This window comes from Breznakia sp. PF5-3, assembly GCF_029504745.1.
Classification (GTDB): domain Bacteria; phylum Bacillota_I; class Bacilli_A; order Erysipelotrichales; family Erysipelotrichaceae; genus Breznakia.
The window spans coordinates 1-18,940 of sequence record NZ_JAQFIQ010000023.1 but is presented as its reverse complement, the minus strand read 5'-3'; the positions used below and the strand labels follow the sequence as shown (position 1 = coordinate 18,940).

General features: G+C 32.3%; 17 protein-coding genes. 1 reads left to right on the top strand and 16 read right to left on the bottom strand.

Translation table 11 applies throughout. The features are described from left to right. Nucleotides 1-219 precede the first annotated feature (219 nt). The 3 genes from M2475_RS06770 to lysS all read right to left on the bottom strand — a co-directional run bounded on the left by M2475_RS06770 (nt 220) and on the right by lysS (nt 4,556). On the bottom strand, nt 220-1,704 hold the full coding sequence (locus M2475_RS06770) for a WGR domain-containing protein (protein WP_277490417.1): 1,485 nt from the start codon (nt 1,702-1,704) through the stop codon (nt 220-222). Nucleotides 1,705-1,838: 134 nt separating this feature from the next. After that, on the bottom strand, nt 1,839-2,780 hold the full coding sequence (locus tag M2475_RS06765; RefSeq protein WP_277490416.1) for a virulence protein RhuM/Fic/DOC family protein: 942 nt from the start codon (nt 2,778-2,780) through the stop codon (nt 1,839-1,841). A gap of 288 nt (nt 2,781-3,068) precedes the next feature. Continuing rightward, nucleotides 3,069-4,556 (bottom strand): lysine--tRNA ligase, encoded by a 1,488-nt coding sequence (gene lysS / locus M2475_RS06760; RefSeq protein WP_277490415.1) that lies wholly within the window; start codon nt 4,554-4,556, stop codon nt 3,069-3,071. A 379-nt stretch (nt 4,557-4,935) separates the two neighbouring features. Here lysS and M2475_RS06755 point away from each other — a divergent pair, with 379 nt between their 5' ends. Then, on the top strand, nt 4,936-5,811 hold the full coding sequence (locus tag M2475_RS06755; RefSeq protein WP_277490414.1) for a sugar phosphate isomerase/epimerase family protein: 876 nt from the start codon (nt 4,936-4,938) through the stop codon (nt 5,809-5,811). A 62-nt stretch (nt 5,812-5,873) separates the two neighbouring features. Here the strand turns inward: M2475_RS06755 and dusB are convergent, their stop codons facing one another. The 13 genes from dusB to M2475_RS06690 all read right to left on the bottom strand — a co-directional run bounded on the left by dusB (nt 5,874) and on the right by M2475_RS06690 (nt 18,841). Further along, nucleotides 5,874-6,872: a tRNA dihydrouridine synthase DusB gene (gene dusB / locus M2475_RS06750; RefSeq protein WP_277490413.1), complete on the bottom strand. Its 999-nt coding sequence runs from the start codon at nt 6,870-6,872 to the stop codon at nt 5,874-5,876. Nucleotides 6,873-6,874: 2 nt separating this feature from the next. Further along, a complete protein-coding gene (gene hslO / locus M2475_RS06745; RefSeq protein ID WP_277490411.1) occupies nt 6,875-7,750 on the bottom strand; it encodes an Hsp33 family molecular chaperone HslO in 876 nt (291 codons plus the stop codon). 89 nt (nt 7,751-7,839) lie between these two features. Continuing rightward, on the bottom strand, nt 7,840-9,747 hold the full coding sequence (gene ftsH, locus M2475_RS06740) for an ATP-dependent zinc metalloprotease FtsH (protein WP_277490409.1): 1,908 nt from the start codon (nt 9,745-9,747) through the stop codon (nt 7,840-7,842). Nucleotides 9,748-9,762: 15 nt separating this feature from the next. Beyond that, the gene (gene hpt / locus M2475_RS06735) at nt 9,763-10,302 is read right to left on the bottom strand and encodes a hypoxanthine phosphoribosyltransferase (protein ID WP_277490408.1); all 540 of its coding nucleotides are present in this window, start codon (nt 10,300-10,302) and stop codon (nt 9,763-9,765) included. Between the two features lie 25 nt (nt 10,303-10,327). Then, on the bottom strand, nt 10,328-11,542 hold the full coding sequence (gene tilS, locus M2475_RS06730; protein WP_277490406.1) for a tRNA lysidine(34) synthetase TilS: 1,215 nt from the start codon (nt 11,540-11,542) through the stop codon (nt 10,328-10,330). Between the two features lie 15 nt (nt 11,543-11,557). Beyond that, nucleotides 11,558-12,118 carry a hypothetical protein gene (locus M2475_RS06725; protein ID WP_277490405.1) on the bottom strand — a complete coding sequence of 187 codons (561 nt, stop codon included), beginning with the start codon at nt 12,116-12,118 and terminating at the stop codon, nt 11,558-11,560. Between the two features lie 85 nt (nt 12,119-12,203). Further along, nucleotides 12,204-12,956: a hypothetical protein gene (locus tag M2475_RS06720; RefSeq protein WP_277490404.1), complete on the bottom strand. Its 753-nt coding sequence runs from the start codon at nt 12,954-12,956 to the stop codon at nt 12,204-12,206. Between the two features lie 38 nt (nt 12,957-12,994). After that, the gene (locus M2475_RS06715; protein ID WP_277490403.1) at nt 12,995-14,053 is read right to left on the bottom strand and encodes an MraY family glycosyltransferase; all 1,059 of its coding nucleotides are present in this window, start codon (nt 14,051-14,053) and stop codon (nt 12,995-12,997) included. Between the two features lie 14 nt (nt 14,054-14,067). Continuing rightward, a complete protein-coding gene (locus M2475_RS06710) occupies nt 14,068-15,057 on the bottom strand; it encodes a rod shape-determining protein (protein WP_277490402.1) in 990 nt (329 codons plus the stop codon). A 145-nt stretch (nt 15,058-15,202) separates the two neighbouring features. Continuing rightward, nucleotides 15,203-15,403, bottom strand: coding sequence for a DUF1146 domain-containing protein (locus M2475_RS06705; protein ID WP_277490401.1), 201 nt, complete (start codon nt 15,401-15,403; stop codon nt 15,203-15,205). Further along, nucleotides 15,403-16,632: an O-antigen ligase family protein gene (locus M2475_RS06700; RefSeq protein ID WP_277490399.1), complete on the bottom strand. Its 1,230-nt coding sequence runs from the start codon at nt 16,630-16,632 to the stop codon at nt 15,403-15,405. The genes M2475_RS06705 and M2475_RS06700 overlap by 1 nt, the downstream gene beginning before the upstream one ends. A 113-nt stretch (nt 16,633-16,745) precedes the next feature. Next, entirely contained in the window at nt 16,746-17,333 is a 588-nt protein-coding gene (locus M2475_RS06695) for a YitT family protein (RefSeq protein WP_277490397.1), read from the bottom strand. 59 nt (nt 17,334-17,392) lie between these two features. Next, nucleotides 17,393-18,841, bottom strand: coding sequence for a family 1 glycosylhydrolase (locus M2475_RS06690; protein ID WP_277490396.1), 1,449 nt, complete (start codon nt 18,839-18,841; stop codon nt 17,393-17,395). Nucleotides 18,842-18,940: the final 99 nt, after the last annotated feature.

The window sequence follows — 18,940 nt, the reverse complement described above, 5'->3', positions numbered from 1 at the left end:
ACTTTCATTGATTTATGCTCTTAGTAGCATCTACTCCTTAGACGAATCATTCTAAAAAAAGGTTCTAAATCATACAATATAATTATCTGCATTTTCTAAAGCATCATGTTTTCATTTCTTAATATAATTTTGTTTTATCCTCTATTGCTAGTTTCATATAAAAACGACCCCTTTCTTGGTGTTCCAAGTCTTTGGCGTCGTTTCAATAAGACCATTTTTTTAATTATTCAATTTTATATGACGAGTTTTATTTCGACGATCAATCGTAATTTTTGCTCTTGCCTTTTTTGAATCCCAAACAGCTATATGCAATTCTAGGAAATTACTATATAAATTATCAAAAGCCTGTTCATCTATCTTATCTTCCAACCATTTTGCTACTGTAGGAAATAAAGTATTTATTATATAAGAATCTGAAACTTCAGAAAAGTTAATATTATTAAATGTTTTCTCCGCATATCGATCTTTTTCAAATGTTGCAGAATTTATTTTATTTCCAATAGAAAAATATTCAAGTTTATTATATTTTTCTCCTTTTATATTAATTATACAAGTATGTGCTAATCCTTTTCGTTTAATTACTGATTCATCAAAAGGTTTCATATTTAAATCATCATGTTTTTTTAAACATTTATATGTTTTTTCTGATAAATCTTCAATTGCTTCCATTATCGTCGATAAAAATATTTCATCACTTCCATTTATAAGAGGCTCTTTTTTTAAATTTGTTATTTGTATTATCTTAGGTGTCTTCCCTTTTTTATACAATGTATAAAATTTTTGAGCACTTTCTTCTGCCTCAACACTATCCATAGAGAAAAGTGACCCAATGGTCTCTGGTAACATCTCAACCATAAACATTTCAAGTGAATGTTCACTTCGATGTTCATAAACCGCCCTTAAAGCATCACTATCAATCCACTTTTTTATACTTGATAAAATGATATTTGCTGATTTTGGATCTTTTACAATTTCTTTTATCTTCATCTCTTCTTCATCAAGAGCAATTGGTAATTCTATACCATGTTGACTCTGCAACATATATGCAACAACTAAATCAGAGGTTTCCTTACGAAACCCCCAGCGATTCCATATTGCAATAACAGCATCCATAATATAAACTTCATGATTAATATCACAACAATTGATAAAACGAATCATCAATGATATATCTTCTTGCTTTGATAATGCAAATTCTTTTGCTAGTATAAGACCAGCTTGTGTTTCTTCATCAAACCAAAGAATATCACCTTGCTCAAACATCTTCATAAGTTCATTAAAAACATCATAAATCAAAGGACGTAACGAAGTATACTTTATCCCTAAATTATAAATATCAACTTCATTATCAATATCTTCCATGCTTTCCTTCATTGCAATACTATAATAATTATCTGCTGCCGAAGATGAATCATTTTTGAACTTATTAAGTTTACAAATAAATTCATTAAGTTGGTTAATTCTCTTTTCAATATCTTCTTGATTCTTTTTTGATACATTATTAATATCTTTATAACCTTCTTTGCGTTTTTGAGCAATTAGCTTAGATACTTCCTTTTGCGCCAGCTCTGCAGTTTCAAATTCTATTGTTTCGCTTTGCCCTGCTGTTCCAATACTTCCAAAGGTAAATGTAATATAATTATCATCTATTTCAATTTGCCAAAAATTGTGTAAATTATTATCATGATATTCAAGATAAACCATACATCTTTCTCCTTTTTAATACGTAATTAAAATTCATCGTAATTATAGCATAAAGAATAAGAAATATAAAAAAACACATTAATGCTTCCTAATATACAAATATTGTTTCTTGCAATTATTTGTTACACTTACTATTACGCTATTAATACCATAATCAAATTAATTATACTTTCCTTATCCTCTGGCTTTGATGAAGCAATTAATATTGTTAAAGTTGCTAATGTTTCATTTGATATCCGTTTAATACCTTTGTCTTCTAAATGATTGTTTTTATTCAAAAAATATAAAAACATAATTGCTGCAATTCGTTTGTTACCATCTATGAAACTATGATTTTTTGTAACTAAATAAAGTAAATTTGCTGCCTTTAACTCAAGTGTTGGATACAATTCTATTCCATCATATGTTTGATAAATTGTTTGAATACTTGAGCTAAATGAATTATCTCTTTCTATTGCAAACAAATCCCCTTTATCTTTAAAACTAGATTCTCTAATAACTTTTATACACTCTTCATAAGTTAGTTTATATGTATCTTGCAATCCCTTTGGAATTATTAGTGTTTGATGATCATAATTATCTAATATTTCTAATCCTCTTTGATATGAATTTAAAAAAGTTAATAATCCTTCACTTGTTATATTATTTATCACACCTGCATTACTTAAATTATTTAATAATCCAAAAAGCTGTGAGTAATTTATACTATCTTTTCTTTTTTCATTTATTACATAGCCATCTAATAAATATTGCTTCAAAATCGAATTCGCCCATTTCCGAAATAATACTCCTCGATTTGACTTAACCCTATATCCGACCGATATTATAACATCTAGGTTGTATACTTTTACAGGCTTATCAGAATTTGCAATATCGGTTTTTCCGATATTGCCTATTTCATCCAATTCACCTTCTTTAAATATATTGGCAATATGCTCAGAAATAGTTGATTGACTTTTTCCAAATAAAGTAGAAATCTCTTTCTGCGTCAACCATACCGTTTCTTCCCCCAAGTCTAAATTAACATTTATTTCAAAGTCATTATCTTTAAAAACTACAATTTCTTTTTTATTCATCTAAACACATCCTTTTCTCTAATTATATAATTACAGCCTTATAATAACAATTAAATACTTATTTGCTTTTCCCTTTATTATATATTACCCTAACATAATTAATTTCCCTTACCATATTTCACAAAAAAATACAGTTTATCTTTTTATCACTAAACTGTATTTTTTTATGTAATCACAACCACATCACTTATTATTAAGGGACGCAAATGCAATGTAAAATTTTACGTTGCATTTGCGTCTTTCTTCATCTAAATATAATGCAAATACTATTCAATATAAAATAAACTTCTATTTACTTCTATCCTTCATATGTGGGAACAACAACACTTCACGAATTGTAGTAGACCCTGTAAGCAACATAATCATACGGTCAATACCAATACCGATACCACCTGTAGGAGGCATACCATATTCAAGTGCTTCCACATAATCAACATCCATTTCATTCGCTTCATCATTTCCTAATTCTTTTTCCTTCAATTGGTTTTCAAAACGTTCTTTTTGATCAATTGGATCATTCAACTCTGAGAATGCATTTGCATACTCTGCACCATCGATAAACAATTCAAAACGATCCGTAAATCTTGGATCCTTAACATTTTTCTTTGCCAATGGTGAAATTTCAACTGGATGCCCATATACATATGTTGGTTGAACCAATGTAACTTCTCCATATTTTTCAAAGAATAGATTTATAATATGTCCTATTCCTGTATGATGTTTTTCAACTTCAATATTATGTTCCTTTGCCAATGCAGCTGCTTCTTCAAATGTCATTTCTTTAAAGAAATCAATTCCTGTTTCTTCTTTAATTAAATCTACCATGTGAATTCGTTTAAATGGTGCTTTTAAAGAAATTGTCTTTCCATTCCATTCAATATCTGTTGTACCACATACTTCCTTTGCTACACTTTCAAATAATCCTTCACAAAGATCCATAATGCCATACATATCAGTATATGCAACATATGCTTCTACAGTTGTAAACTCTGGATTATGATTACGGTCCATTCCTTCATTTCTAAATAGACGTCCAATTTCATAAACACCTTCTAACCCACCAACAATCAATCGTTTTAATGGAAGCTCTGTAGCAATTCTTAAATAGAAAGGCATATCCAATGTATTGTGGTGTGTTTCAAAAGGACGAGCTGCTGCTCCACCAAGAATTGGTTGAAGCACCGGTGTCTCAACTTCAATAAGTCCTTTATCATCTAAATATTTTTGAATTGCACGAATGATTCTTGGTCTAGTTATTGCAATCTTTCTTGAATCTTCATTCATGATTAAATCTACATAACGACGACGATAACGTTCTTCCACATCACTTAATCCATGGAACTTCTCTGGTAATGGACGCAATGCTTTTACTAAGTGTGTATATACTTCTGCTTTAATTGAAAGTTCACCATGGTTGGTTTTCATAACCATTCCTTCAATTCCTACAATATCTCCTATATCACTTTTCTTAAATATTTCATATGCATCTTCACCAATCACATCTTTACGTACATAAATTTGAATTTGTCCATCAATATCTTGAATGTGCATAAATCCTGCTTTCCCTTGACGACGCTTTGTCATAATTCTACCAGCAATTTTCACATGTACATTCAATTCATTTAATTCTTCTTTATCTTTATCAGCATAAAGAGCTTTGATTTCACCACTTTTATGTGTACGCTCATAACGTTCACCAAATGGTAATATTCCTTGCTCTTCTAATTCCTTCATTTTCTCTCTTCTTACTACTTCTTGTTCTGTTAAGTTATCCATACAAATTTCCTCCTAAAAATATAAAAACTCTCATCCTGATAGGGACGAGAGTTACATCGTGGTACCACCCTAATTCGTTAATAGATCACTCTACTAACCTTAGTGACTAAATCTAGCCAATTCGTATCTCGTGAATCACCCGCTTAGCTCCAAGTCTTTATTCATCTATGACAACATCATCCATTTCCACCAACTAGGACTCTCTTTCACTTGTTTCATAAACTACTCATCTCTTCATCACTACTTATCAATCGTATTCATTTTATGCATTTTAAATACATTTGTCAACTTTTATCTAATTTTATTAAATTATAATGTTATATCATATATTGCTTTTCTATTTCTTAACTTCTATAATAGAAATATAAGGAGGTCTATTATGATCCATGCTATTATTTCTGATCAAGTTCATGCTAATTTAGAAGAAGCTTGTAAACAGATAAAAGAATTAGGTTATTCAAACATTGAGCTACATAATGTATTTGGAAAAAGTATTGAAGAATGTTCAGATACTGAAGTAGATGAAATTAAAAAGATTTTAAATTCTTATGATATGCAAGTTGCAAACATTGCAAGTACTATTTTCTTTTTATGCCCATTATACCCAAATTATAAAGTATCTTTATTCAATCCGACCTTCTACGCAATCGAAGGGGATGTCAAGAAACACTTGGAATATTTAGAACGTGCATGCGAAATAGCAATTAAGCTAAAGTGCCAAACGGTTAGAATATTTCCATTTCGGTTTCCTGATAATGAAGAAGTCGTTGTTGTAGGAACAGACGATGATATTCAAAAAATTATTGAATATTTAAAAATGGCTGTAAAAATTGCCGAAAAATATGGAGTAATTTTAGTATTAGAAAACTGTCCATATTCTCATTTGCCAAAAGGTGAAATGACAATGAAAGTCATTGAAGCAATTGCTAGCCCCAACTTAAAATTACTTTGGGATCCAGCAAATTCATATCGTGCAGAGAAACACAAGGTACCGAAGAAATATCTGAAACGATCTTTAGAAAATGAGTATGATTTGATTCACGATAAAATCAGACATATTCATTTAAAAAACTATCAGTATGATAAAACTTCTGAAAAACCTTTTCTTCATCGAGCTTTATTAGAAGGTGATATTGATTATCAAAAACTTCTTCAACGTATAAATAAAAACTATCAGTATTATATTTCGCTAGAACCTGAAGTAGACTACGAAAAAACGATTCAATCAATGAAAGAACTATTAACATTGATATAAAAAGAACTAAAATAAACCGACTCTTTCTTGGCATCCAAGTTTAGGGTCGGTTTATTTGATTACTATGTATTAGAAATTTCCAATTCATATGCTTTTATTTTCACTTCATAATTACTAAATATTTCATCCATTTCGTCATATGTATTCATTGCTGATAATTCATTTTTGACTTGATGTGAAGATGGCATTCCTTTGATATACCATGCAGCATGTCCACGCATCTCCTTCATTCCAATTTTCTCGCCCTTTAAATCACAAAGTCTTTGTGCATGTTTTCTTGCTAACTTGAATTTTTCATGATAAGGTATTTCATCCATAAATGTACCAGTTTCTAAATAATGTGCACACTGTTTAATTAACCATGGATTACCCAAAACGCCACGTCCAATGGATATAGCATCACAACCAGTAAACTCTAGCATTTGAATCATATCTTCGACACTACGGACATCACCATTCCCAATTACTGGAATCGATACAGCATCTTTTACTTCTTTAATAATTTGCCAATCTGCTTTTCCTTCATACATCTGCGTTCTTGTTCGTCCATGAACACAAACAGCACTAGCACCAGCTGCTTCTACTCCTTTTGCCAATTCTACCGCATTTATTGAGTGTACATCCCAACCTGCACGCATTTTCACCGTTACTGGTTTATTTACATTCTCAACGACTGCCTTTACTATTTTACATGCATGTTCCACATCTTTCATAAGTGCTGAACCTGCATTTGATTTAATCACTTTGTTTACTGGGCAGCCCATATTGATGTCGATAATATCGCAGTTTGTTTCTGTATCCAAAAGTTTTGCAGCGTACACCATACTATCAATATCATGACCAAAAATTTGCATACTCATTGGATGCTCATCTTCTAGAACTTGCGTCATTTTAAGCGTCTTTATATTATCATAATACAAAGCTTTATCACTCACCATTTCTGAGCATATCAAACCTGCACCAAATTCCTTGCAAATGCTACGAAAAGCAGCATTGCTAATGCCAGCCATTGGAGCTATAACAATTTTATTTTTAATCTCTACATCATTAATTTTCCACATACTTATTCCTTACTATCTAAGATTGCTTTTAACTCTGCTTCACTAAAAGTATATGTTGTTTTACAAAACTGACAAGATACCTCACTTCCATGATCTTCATCAATCATTTCCTGTAAATCCTTCTTATCAATTAATTTAATTGCATTTTCCACCTTTTCACGACTACAATTACAAGTAAACGCAATATCACTCACTTCTAATATTTTCACATCATCATATAAAGACTTCGCTATTTCCTCTAGTGACACATTGTCTTTGATAAGTTCCGACATAGGTGATAACGTTTTAATAACCGCTTCTGTTTTTTCTATATCTTCCTCTGTTGCATCTGGTAACATTTGAATCAGCAATCCACCTGACGAAATAATCGTATTATCCGAATCTACAAGAACACCTACCGATACAGCCGATGGTGTTTGCTCACTAAGTGCAAAGTAATAAGCAAAATCATCACCAATCTCGCCATTTTGAAGAGCAACTTGGCCACCAAATTCTTCTTTTAGACCAAAATCCTTTTTTACTTCTAAATATCCATCTGTACCAACTGCTATACCAACTGCTAATTTCCCAGTGTCATTATATTGGTAATGTACGTGTGGTTCACTTACAAAACCTCTTACATTTCCACCATAATAAGCATCTGCCATAATTGTCCCAATTGGTCCACCACCATTGATGGTAATGGTAAGTTTTTCTTTATCACTTTTAAGATTACCACCCATCATACTCGCAACACTTAACACTCTACCTAAAGCCGCACTCGCTGTTGGCCATAAATCATGTTGCTTTTGAGCATAATTGATAATCCCTGTTGTATTACATATATATATTCGAACATGTCCATCACATGCTAAAGCTTTTAATAATTGATCTTTCATATTCCACCTCTTTAATCTTCGTCATTATATCATATTCTATATAAAAGGTAACAGCACCTGTCTAATGACATGTGCTGTTTGTTTTGTTATTATTCATTTTCATCGATTACATCACCAATGATTTGGCTTGTTGAAGTAGGAATTTCCTTATCTTCTTTTTTTGATTCTGGAGAATCAATTGTTCCATGTTCTACCAAATTATTGATTTGTTCATTTGTAAGCGTTTCTTCTTCAATAAGTGTCTTTGCGATTAAATCAAGTAAGCTGCGATTTTCTGTAAGAATTTTCTTACATTGCTCATGACATTCATTTACAATCTTTCTAACTTCTTTATCAATCTCAAATGCTACCTCACCTGAATACGCATTACCACTATTATAATCTCTACCCAAGAATACATTTCCTTGTGCATCTGCATATTGAATTGGTCCTAAAGACGACATCCCAAATACACGTACCATATTCTTAGCAATCTTTGTAATTCGCTCAATATCATTTACTGCACCAGCACTAATCTCTCCAAATACAAGCTCTTCTGATACACGTCCGCCAAGCAAACCAGTAATCTGTGCCATATACTCTTTTTTGCGATGAAAGTATTTTTCTTCTCTTGGTGTCATCAAGTTATATCCACCAGCTTCACCACGAGGGATAATTGTAACTTTCTGTACCATATCAGCATCTTCCAACTTAATTCCAATAACTGCATGTCCAGCTTCATGATATGCAACCAACTGTTTGTCAGAATCCGTATATTTCTTAGATTTCTTAGCTGGTCCCATCATAACTCTATCGATTGCTTCATCAAGATCTTCCATTGTTATTTCTTTACGTTTATCACGAACTGCCAAAATTGCACCTTCGTTTAAAACATTGGCTAAATCTGCACCACTAAATCCAGGTGTACGTTTTGCTAAATTTTCTAAAGTTACATTCTTAGCTAATTTCTTACCACGTGCATGTACCTTCAAAATTTCTGTTCTTCCTTTTTTATCTGGAAGACTTACCGTAATTTGACGGTCAAAACGTCCACTTCTCAAAAGTGCAGGGTCCAATACATCCGGACGGTTGGTTGCAGCAATAACTACAATACCAACATTTTCTTCCATACCATCCATTTCAACAAGCAATTGGTTTAGGGTTTGTTCACGTTCATCGTTTCCTCCACCCATACCTGCTCCACGTTGTCGTCCTACAGCATCGATTTCATCAATAAATACGATACATGGTGCAGCTTGTTTTGCTTTTTTAAACATATCTCTTACACGACTTGCCCCAGTACCAACAAACATTTCTACGAAGTCAGATCCTGAAATTGAGAAGAACGGAACATCCGCTTCCCCAGCAACTGCTTTCGCCAACAATGTTTTCCCAGTACCTGGAGGACCTACCATCAACATACCTTTTGGTATCTTAGCTCCCATGTCAGAGAATTTCTTTGGACTTTTCAAGTAATCAATAATCTCTTTAACTTCTTCTTTTTCTTCATCTGCTCCAGCAACATCATTAAAACGTGTTTTGATGTTTCCTTGAATCTTAGCACGTGATTTGGCGAACTCAAATGCTTTATTTTGATTTCCACCACCCATTTTGCTAAACATGAAGAATATCATAATTCCAAATAAAATTATTGGAAAAAAGTTAACAAATAAACTTAAAAATACATTTTCGTTACTTGGCTCATAAACTGAAACTTTATTTTTCCCATCATCTAAAACATCTTGAAGCCATGCTATATTTTTATCTGTTTTAGGAATAGTAACCTTAAAACTAGTTTCTTTCTTATCTTTGTTGACGTATTTACCATTTACATCAATAACAACCTCACCAATACCCATTTCTACATCTTTGAAATCCATCTTTTCTGCTTTTTTAGCAAACTCATTATATGTAAACTCTTTTGTATTAGAAGTTTCATTTAATGTAAACAGCATTCCAAGAAGCGCCAATAATACAAGGTAAGGCAACAACAATAAAGGCCCTTTTTTATTTTTCATGAACGACTCCTCCTATTATTCATAAACCTCTTTTTTTAATATCCCAACATAAGGAAGGTTTCGATATTTTTGATTGTAATCTAAACCATACCCAATGACGAATTCATTTTTAATTGTGAAACCAACATAGTCAGCTTCTATATCTTCTGTACGGCGTTCAGGTTTATCTAACATTGAAACAACCTTCACATCTACTGCGCCTTTGTTTTCCAACATTCTCTTTACTTCAGTAAGTGTCTTTCCTGTATCGATAATATCTTCTACTAACAAGATCGAACGACCTGCTGCTGAATTTGATAAATCCTTATCAATTCTAATTGAACCAACCGAAGTTGTTCCATCATAGCTTGAAACATCCATAAAATCAATGCAAATATCCAAGCCAATATTTTTCATAAGCTCACTCATAAATGGTACAGAGCCACTAAGCAAACCTACTACCAAAGGTATTTCTCCCTTGCTTTTATAATCTTCTGTAATCTGTTTTCCTAACTCAATACATTTCGCATGTATTTCTTCTCTTGTAACTAAGATTTCAGCAACATCTTTATGCATTAAAAAATCCTCCTAAACAATAAACCTATTTTACCACAAACATATTAAAATTGTTACCATAATGTGCGATATCACACCCAATCCCACAAACAAAAATAATTTCTCCCATATTGTTGACTAAAACAGGCCATAATTGACGCTCTTTTCGAGAAATTTTGCGATCAATTAAAAATCTTGACACTTTTTTACTTCCATAACGAAGGCTTATTCTATCACCTGGACGATAATTTCGAATCGTAATTGGAAAATCTTTATCATCAACCAAAACCCCTTCAATCTTTTCACCTTTTTGACATATTTTAAAATATGATGTCTCTATATATTCTAATTTTGTAAACTGATAAGAAAAACCTAAAGCTTCTCGTTTTTCAATTGTTACCTCTCCATAATCACAACAAAGTTGATATATATCAGACAATGGATAAGTCCAATTTTTTGATTTCTCCATATTGTTATAAATAGCTTCTAACGTTTTCCTTGATACCTTTTTAATACCCGTTTTCATCACTATCCAATAACGCAAATAATCCAAACTAAAAGCTTTTGGATACGACATAATATGAGATATTATTAACCTACCATCGTTATCTTTATAAGCCTCCATAACCTTTTCTCGATTTTTTTGCAATTGTAAATTTTCCTTGCATATACATTTCAACATATTTTCCTTATCATTAACATTCATTTGCACGATTTGTTCATGACGAACTCTATTTCTTGTATACACATCACTATCGTTGGATTCATCATAAAAATAAGGAACAGCATGTTCATCGCAATACATCTCTAACTCCTTTTTGTTATAAGATAAAAGCAATCGCTTTACCATCACGCCATAAATAATTACTTCATCCTTGATTCCATAATATTCAGGAATACTTTTACGCTTCTTTTGCATTATATAAGTTTCTAAGACATCATCCAAATGATGCGCTACCAAAACACCTTTTGCATGTACTTGCTCTATTATTTCCTTAAAAAAAGAATACCGTATCTTTCTAGCTTGTGCTTGAAAATTACCACTATCATAGTGTTCTACCACATGCTTAAAAAAAGGGATTCCCCGCTTCCAGCAATAGCTTTCAACCCCTTTTTCATCACGTGAAGCACTGCTTCTTTTTTGATAATTTACATGAGCGACAACAATATCCATCTTTGCTTGATAACACATATCAAGTAAGGCCATTGAGTCTGATCCACCAGATACAGCTACGACCCATGTACCAGCCATTTTTTTCATGTAAGTATTATATCATTATCCTATCATTTCGTGAAATCGCTGTTTTATTTTTTTAAACAATTCACTATTTGTTGAAATATGTGCCTTCACATCGATAATTCTAGCAGAATTAATAAACTTTGAATCATTTAAAAATAATGTCGACTCTCGATGCATACCTTCTATTTTACCAATTGCCATCAAATGCCCTTTTCCATCATTACCTTGTGCATCACGATACGCTTTCACATTACTCGTCATAGGTACTACCAACACCTTATTATTTCGAATTGCCAAGATTACACCAAAATGTTGAAATCCTGCTTCATTTATATAATTGATTCCAAAATCAATATAACAAATATCACCCACACGAATCCAAACTCCCAATTCTTCACAAGATGACGCTTGTGAGCGGTTTTTAAAATTCACTTCTGATATCATTCTAACCAATGCTTCTTTTGTTGTTAAACAATTATATACCGATGTTGTTTCTTCGATATACATATTCCATACATTTGGCCAATACAATTGTTCTTTTGCTTTCTTATGTAAATTCCCTTCTTTTAGATAAACACTTAATTCTTCTATCTCCATGCATATCCCCCTTCTAGTAATTTATTACACAAAAGGGAAACTATTTCCTAGGAAATTAAAAAAAGCAAAGGGTATTCTCTGCTTTTTATAAGAAATAGAAATTAATTTCATTTGGTACATTCAAATCATAAAACTCATACTTCACTGTATTTAATCGTTCATGCACTTGATCGTTATACTTATATTTTACCGTCTCTTCTACTGTTTCTTCTACTATATATCCATCTTTGTTTACTTTTAATTCAAATTTTTGTCCAACATAGTCACCTTTAATTCCACAAGTAGAATCACGATCTGTGTTATATTTTTTATTATACCCATCTGCATCTTTTAGCGTAAATGTATAAACTTTGTTCCCCTCTTCCTCCTTCACATCTACTGTAAAATAAGTCGTATCAATTTCATGAAATACTTTATCCATTATCAATGTATCATTTTGTTCTTTACTCCAATCAGGTAATAGATTTACTGAACCACTCATCTGTGTGAATTCCTCATAAAAGCTACCATTCTTATAATAAATTATACGATATTGAATTTCTTGTTCTTGCTTTTGCTTCCAAAAGTATGCAATATCATCACCATCTTTTATAACTTGATACTCCCTTGGATTTGTATTTTCTTTCTTTACACTAATTTCTTCTGCTCCACAAACTGGAACTTCCACATCTTCTGTTTTTCTGATTTTATAACTGTCTAGTGTTTTCATTTTTGCTTCATATGCTGCAACTTCATCATATAACTCTACATTCGATACACCTGGATCAACAGGATCCGAATCTGAACTACATGCAATACAAGAAAAGGCAACAAGTGCTATTATAAATATTTTCTTCATATCCTTATTATATAAAAAAAGAATAACGTTAAGCAACCTTATTCTTTATCTTCTTTTCTAAATATTAATCTATATAATGATGTCAATGGGTGAAAATTATTCGATATCATATGTGTTTTTTCAACGAATATTTCTAATCCTACAAATAAACCCGCTACACAAGCAAGTCCAATCGTCTTATTTGAAATATAAATATACGCACTCACTCCAAAAGCTATTGTAATTGCATAGATAATAAACACGGTATTCCGATGTCCAAAACGTTTCATGAGCACATGATGAAGATGCCCTTTATCAGCATCCGTAAATCGTTTTCCGCCTAAGAGTCTCCGTAACATTGCACTAATCGTATCAATAATTGGCACCGCCAAAAGTAACATTGGAAAACCTAATGTAATGAATGTAGATCCTTTAAATCCCATGAGCGAGATTGCGGCAACAACAAATCCTAAAAAAAGTGCACCACAATCACCCATAAATAACTTTGCTGGATGAAAATTAAAAAATAAAAATCCCAATGTTGCACCTGCAACAATTAAACTTATCATTGCAATATCCGCTCGATCATCAGCAATGGAAATTGCCGCGATTGTCAATAATACGATTGTACTAACACCACCAGCTAAACCATCTAAACCATCAATTAAGTTTATTGCATTTGTTATTCCAATGACCCAAACAAACGTGATTAATAAGGAAATAATCCCCATATCAATAACGATATTAAATGGTAAATGGATAGTTCCCAACTCTACTCCACCAATTTGAATAAGAACAAATGCTGCAGCAAATTGAAATGCTAATTTTAAAAGAGGATTTAAATCAACGATATCGTCAATCAAACCTCCTAAAAACATAATTGCAGAACCAATTAACAACCCTTGGATTGCATTATCAATACCATCTGAAAAATATGTCATAGCTAAGATAAAAGCAACATAAATGGCAACACCACCAATACGTACAATTTTACCTTTATGTATTGTTCTTTCATTTGTGTGAGCATATATATCTAATTTTAACGCTATCCAATTAACAATTGGCGTCAATATTACAGATATGATTAAGGGAACAACAAAGTATGCAAACCATTGCATAATCTCACCTCACCTTATCGAACTAAATTCAAATTTTCTAACAATACTCCACAACCTTCTGCTACACAGCTAAGTGCATTTTCAGCAACATAAACTGGAACATTCAATTCATTTGATAAAAGTTCATCCAATCCATGAAGCAATGCTCCACCACCTGTAATAATAATTCCACGTGTCACAATATCACTTGATAACTCTGGAGGCGTTTGTTCAAGCACTGTTTTACATGCAGCAACGATTTGTTGCAAACTTTCACGCAATGCAACTTCTGTTTCAGCACTTGTCAACGTAACTTTATGTGGCAAACCAGTCACTAAATCACGACCACTAACTTCAATCGTTTCATTTCTAGACTTTGCCCATGCTGTACCAACTTCGGTTTTAATATTTTCAGCAGTTCTTTCACCTACTAATAATTTTTTATTTTCTTTTACGTATTTGATAATATCTTTATCAAGTGTATCTCCTGCTATTTTTAAAGATGAAGAAGTAACAATTTCGCCAAGAGATAACACAGCAATATCGGTAGTACCACCACCTATATCTAAAACCATACATCCACTTGGTTTACTGATATCCAAACCAGCACCAACAGCAGCAACCTTTGGTTCTTCTTCAATATACACTTTCTTTGCTCCTGCACGATATGCACAGTCTCTAATCGCATTTCTTTCTACACTAGTAATATTAGAAGGACAACAGATTAAAATTGTAGGACGATTAAAAAGTCCTTTAATATTAATCTTTTTAAGGAAATAGTTCAACATGATTTCGGTAACTTCAAAATCCGCAATAACTCCACCTTTCAATGGACGAATTGCCAAAACTCTTCCTGGTGTTCTTCCCAACATATCTTTTGCCTCTTCTCCAGCGGCTAAACATTTCTTTGTATCTGCGTCGATAGCTACAACGGAAGGTTCATCAACTACGATTCCTTCTCCTTTTACATAAATCAGTAAATTTGCTGTACCTAAATCGATTCCAACTTCTTTTGTAAAAAACATCTACACTTCCTCACTTTCTATTTTTATAATTACGCTTTTACATTATAGCACGAATTATCAAAAATTAAACATTTTCATAAAAAAGACTGTAAGGTTTTCTCGTCCTCATCAGTCTCTTAGATTTTGTTATAATATTATGCACTTTTTAACTATAAATTGTTAATGCAAAAATGAACTGCGAAACTATATATGCTAAACCTGTTGCCAATAAAATCCAAAGCAATTGAACTTTTAAAGGATTACTCACATGTGTAAATTTATCAAACTTTACACTGCTCAATGCATACATACACAAGCCAAAACTTGTAAAATATACAAAGTATTCAACAAAGTCAACAACGCTCATCATTCCACTTCCTTTTTATACATATCACTTGATCCCAAAACCAACAGAAACAAACCACCTGTTTGTACCCAGAAAATCGGAAAATCAATGATACAAAAAGTAATCGTAACAACTATAAACCCTAAAATTAAAGAACCAAGTGCAATATCTACTTTTCGTGTAAACAACCGTATCATCCGTTTCACTTGACTAATAAGATACCAACCTATAATAACCGAACCTATCACCCCAAAAGAAATAAATGGTTCTAAAAACATAGAATGTGAATGTGGTGCATCAATACCAAGCTTATTCAAATGGGAAGATCCATATTCACTCACATATGCATCATAGTAATCCGCATTACAATAATAATACGTTAATGGACCTCGTCCAAACATCCATGTATCTTTCATCATCATTTGAGCCGCCTCATAAATACGTGCACGTCTACCAATATCTAATCCCTTTTCTGCCAAACGCGGTATCAATCCAGGCTTCATAGATAATACGCCTACACCTACTCCAATTCCTGCACAAGCTGCAATAAACGTTTTATACCATCGATTCACAAGAATCATAATTAAGACTGCAAGTGCTATGCAAAGCCAGCCCAATCTTCCACCCGTCAAAAACAAGGCAAATAAATTTAATAAGCCCGCTAAAACATACTCGATACGTTTTTTAGCTTTAGGAATCGTAATATATTTATATATACAAACAACTTCAATAAACGCTATCATCATTGCATAATAATTCGCATTGAAGAAGAACGTATGTACCCGATGTGCTGGCTTGTTTTGAATATCAAAAAAACTGCTCATCTTCTCTACCGTATTCAAATAATAAAATTGTTCCCCAATTGCAACAACCACACAAATTATACTCATGATAATCATTACATCCAAGATAATCTCAAATAATTCTTTATGAATATATTTTCGATAATAGATAACTACAATAAATAAAAATAACATACCAAAAGCCAATGCCAACCCTAAATAATTACCGCTAACTAAAGAAGTAACCATTAAATACAAGGCAAATAAAAGTAAAATGTATGAGCGTTTCACACTACGCAAATTACTTCTAAAATCACTTTTTACTAATACATATATACCAATACCTAAAATTGTTACTACGGTTATTGGAAACGGTAAAAACAACGATGCCGCTAAAATTACAATCAGTTTATCGTCAATTGTAAATACATTTTTAAAGTCATAAAAAAAACTCTTCAATAGTCGCATAAGTTTCTCCTCGCCAACTTATTATATCATAAATAATATATACGTCTAAATTTTCATAAAATATCCCTGCCATATACACTACACAAAACAAAAAGCATGATATTTCATGCTTCTTATTTTGAATCAATAAATTTAAGTGTCATTTCCAAAATTGGTCCAATAAAGATAACTGCACAAACTGGTCCTAAGCCAAGTGTTCCGCCTAGCATATATCCAAAAATACAAAGTATCAAATCGCCACTACTCTTTATTATCCATAATGGTTTTCCTAATTTTTTACTAATCGCCAAAATTATTGCATCATAACTTGAACGTCCTAATTCAACACTAACATATATGCCAATACCGATTCCAATTAAAACAATTCCAATAGCCATACACAATACCGTCTCTATGGTAGTCATTTCAAAAGAAACATAGGTTAAGAACAAATCCAATGTTATCGCACATATGAACGGGGATACGATTGTGCCTATCCCGAATTGCTTTCTATCGATAACCAACATAGGAATCATAAATAATATATAAAACCCAATCGATGCCGTTCCTATTGTAACCTTAAAAGTTTCGCTCAACCCCTCACTAAAAACAGAGATTGCATCTCCACCATGTCCCGATACAATAGCCAAACCAATACCAATACCTAAAATTATTGCTCCCATACTAAGGAATAAAACTTTTTTTAAAAATGATATATTCATCTATCCATTATTTTCTCCTTCTTATCAAAACATAGAAGACACATATGTGTCTTCTATTCTTATTCTAAATTTTCACCATTTTCAGCAATCACCTTTTGATACCAATAGAAACTATCTTTCCTAGATCGCTTTCCACTTCCTTGTCCTCGATCATCTAAATCTACATGAACGAATCCATAACGTTTACTCATTTCTGCCGAAGATGAACTAACAATATCAATTGGTCCCCAGGCACAAAAGGCAAATACATCTACACCTTCACGAATACAGTCTTTAATTACTTTTAAATGCTTTTGATAATAGTCAATACGATACTCATCATGAATACTTCCATCTGCTTCAACCTTATCAATTGCTCCATACCCATTCTCCGCAATCATGATTGGTGTATGGTAACGATCCCAATATTGAGAAATACTGTTATACAATCCCAATGGATCCATTCGCCAATCCCATGGAGTTGGTTTTAGATGTGGGTTTTGACTTGTTTCTCTTGGATTCATTGAATGTTTGGTAGAATCAACCACATAAGATGCATAATAACTAATTGCCAAATAATCCATCGTATTTTCTTTCAAAAGCTTTTCATCTTCTTCAGTAATATCAATATGAATATTATGATCTTTGAAATAGCGTAAAGCATATCCAGGATATTCCCCTTGTAGAGGAACATCACCAAAGAAATATTGCATACGGTTACGCTGCATAGTCAAGACAATATCTTCTGGTAAACATGAATTTGGATAGAATGTACAATCGGCAAGCATAACTCCAATTTTTGCTTCTGGATCAATTTCTTTAGCTAACGCTTTTGTTTTCGCATTTGCAATAAATTGATTATGTGCTGCTTGATACATAAGTTCATCCATATTTTCACTTTGATCATTATAAATACCAAGTGAACCAAACATTACTGTTGGTAATAAATTGATTTGATTAAAAGGAATCCAATATTTAACTTTTCCTTTATATCGTTCCAACAATACTTTCGCATATCGTTCAAAGAACGTAATTACTTTAGGATTTGCAAACCCTCCATATTCTGTAACTAAATGTAATGGAATTTCATAATGTGACATTGTGATAATCGGTTCCATTCCATCTTTGATAATTTCATCAATCAAATTATCATAAAATTCTAGACCTTTTTCATTTGGTTCTAATTCATCTCCATTAGGGAAAATTCTTGACCAAGCAATACTTGTTCTAAAGTTCTTAAACCCCATCTCTTTCATAAATGCTAAATCTTCTTTATATGTATGATAAAAATCGATTCCATAACGTTTTGGAAAGTATCCTTTTTTATCGGCAATCAAATCTTTAATTTCTTGAAGGGTTCCACCACCTTCTTGTTTGATATTCTTCCTATCCATTCCTTGGTCATGACGATGAATATCAGATGTAGACAATCCTCTACCATCTACATCGTATGCACCTTCCGCCTGGCAAGCAGCAATTGCTCCACCCCATAAAAAATCTTTTGGAAATCCATCATTTACTTTTTTCATCATTTTCCTCCTCGTATAATATGTAATGTAATCAAACAGAAGCATCGCCTTCAATATCGATTGCATTTACACTCTAATTAATAGATAATAGATTCGTTT

Excerpts from the sequence above, each read along its gene's own strand:
- M2475_RS06690 (WP_277490396.1), bottom strand. The coding sequence starts at position 18,841 with ATGAAAAAAGTAAATGATGGATTTCCAAAAGATTTTTTATGGGGTGGA.
- M2475_RS06695 (WP_277490397.1), bottom strand. The coding sequence starts at position 17,333 with ATGAATATATCATTTTTAAAAAAAGTTTTATTCCTTAGTATGGGAGCA.
- M2475_RS06720 (WP_277490404.1), bottom strand. The coding sequence starts at position 12,956 with ATGAAGAAAATATTTATAATAGCACTTGTTGCCTTTTCTTGTATTGCA.
- M2475_RS06710 (WP_277490402.1), bottom strand. The coding sequence starts at position 15,057 with ATGTTTTTTACAAAAGAAGTTGGAATCGATTTAGGTACAGCAAATTTA.
- tilS (WP_277490406.1), bottom strand. The coding sequence starts at position 11,542 with ATGAAAAAAATGGCTGGTACATGGGTCGTAGCTGTATCTGGTGGATCA.
- M2475_RS06705 (WP_277490401.1), bottom strand. The coding sequence starts at position 15,403 with ATGAGCGTTGTTGACTTTGTTGAATACTTTGTATATTTTACAAGTTTT.
- dusB (WP_277490413.1), bottom strand. The coding sequence starts at position 6,872 with ATGTGGAAAATTAATGATGTAGAGATTAAAAATAAAATTGTTATAGCT.
- M2475_RS06765 (WP_277490416.1), bottom strand. The coding sequence starts at position 2,780 with ATGAATAAAAAAGAAATTGTAGTTTTTAAAGATAATGACTTTGAAATA.
- hslO (WP_277490411.1), bottom strand. The coding sequence starts at position 7,750 with ATGAAAGATCAATTATTAAAAGCTTTAGCATGTGATGGACATGTTCGA.
- lysS (WP_277490415.1), bottom strand. The coding sequence starts at position 4,556 with ATGGATAACTTAACAGAACAAGAAGTAGTAAGAAGAGAGAAAATGAAG.
- M2475_RS06700 (WP_277490399.1), bottom strand. The coding sequence starts at position 16,632 with ATGCGACTATTGAAGAGTTTTTTTTATGACTTTAAAAATGTATTTACA.
- M2475_RS06715 (WP_277490403.1), bottom strand. The coding sequence starts at position 14,053 with ATGCAATGGTTTGCATACTTTGTTGTTCCCTTAATCATATCTGTAATA.
- hpt (WP_277490408.1), bottom strand. The coding sequence starts at position 10,302 with ATGCATAAAGATGTTGCTGAAATCTTAGTTACAAGAGAAGAAATACAT.
- ftsH (WP_277490409.1), bottom strand. The coding sequence starts at position 9,747 with ATGAAAAATAAAAAAGGGCCTTTATTGTTGTTGCCTTACCTTGTATTA.
- M2475_RS06770 (WP_277490417.1), bottom strand. The coding sequence starts at position 1,704 with ATGGTTTATCTTGAATATCATGATAATAATTTACACAATTTTTGGCAA.
- M2475_RS06725 (WP_277490405.1), bottom strand. The coding sequence starts at position 12,118 with ATGGAGATAGAAGAATTAAGTGTTTATCTAAAAGAAGGGAATTTACAT.
- M2475_RS06755 (WP_277490414.1), top strand. The coding sequence starts at position 4,936 with ATGATCCATGCTATTATTTCTGATCAAGTTCATGCTAATTTAGAAGAA.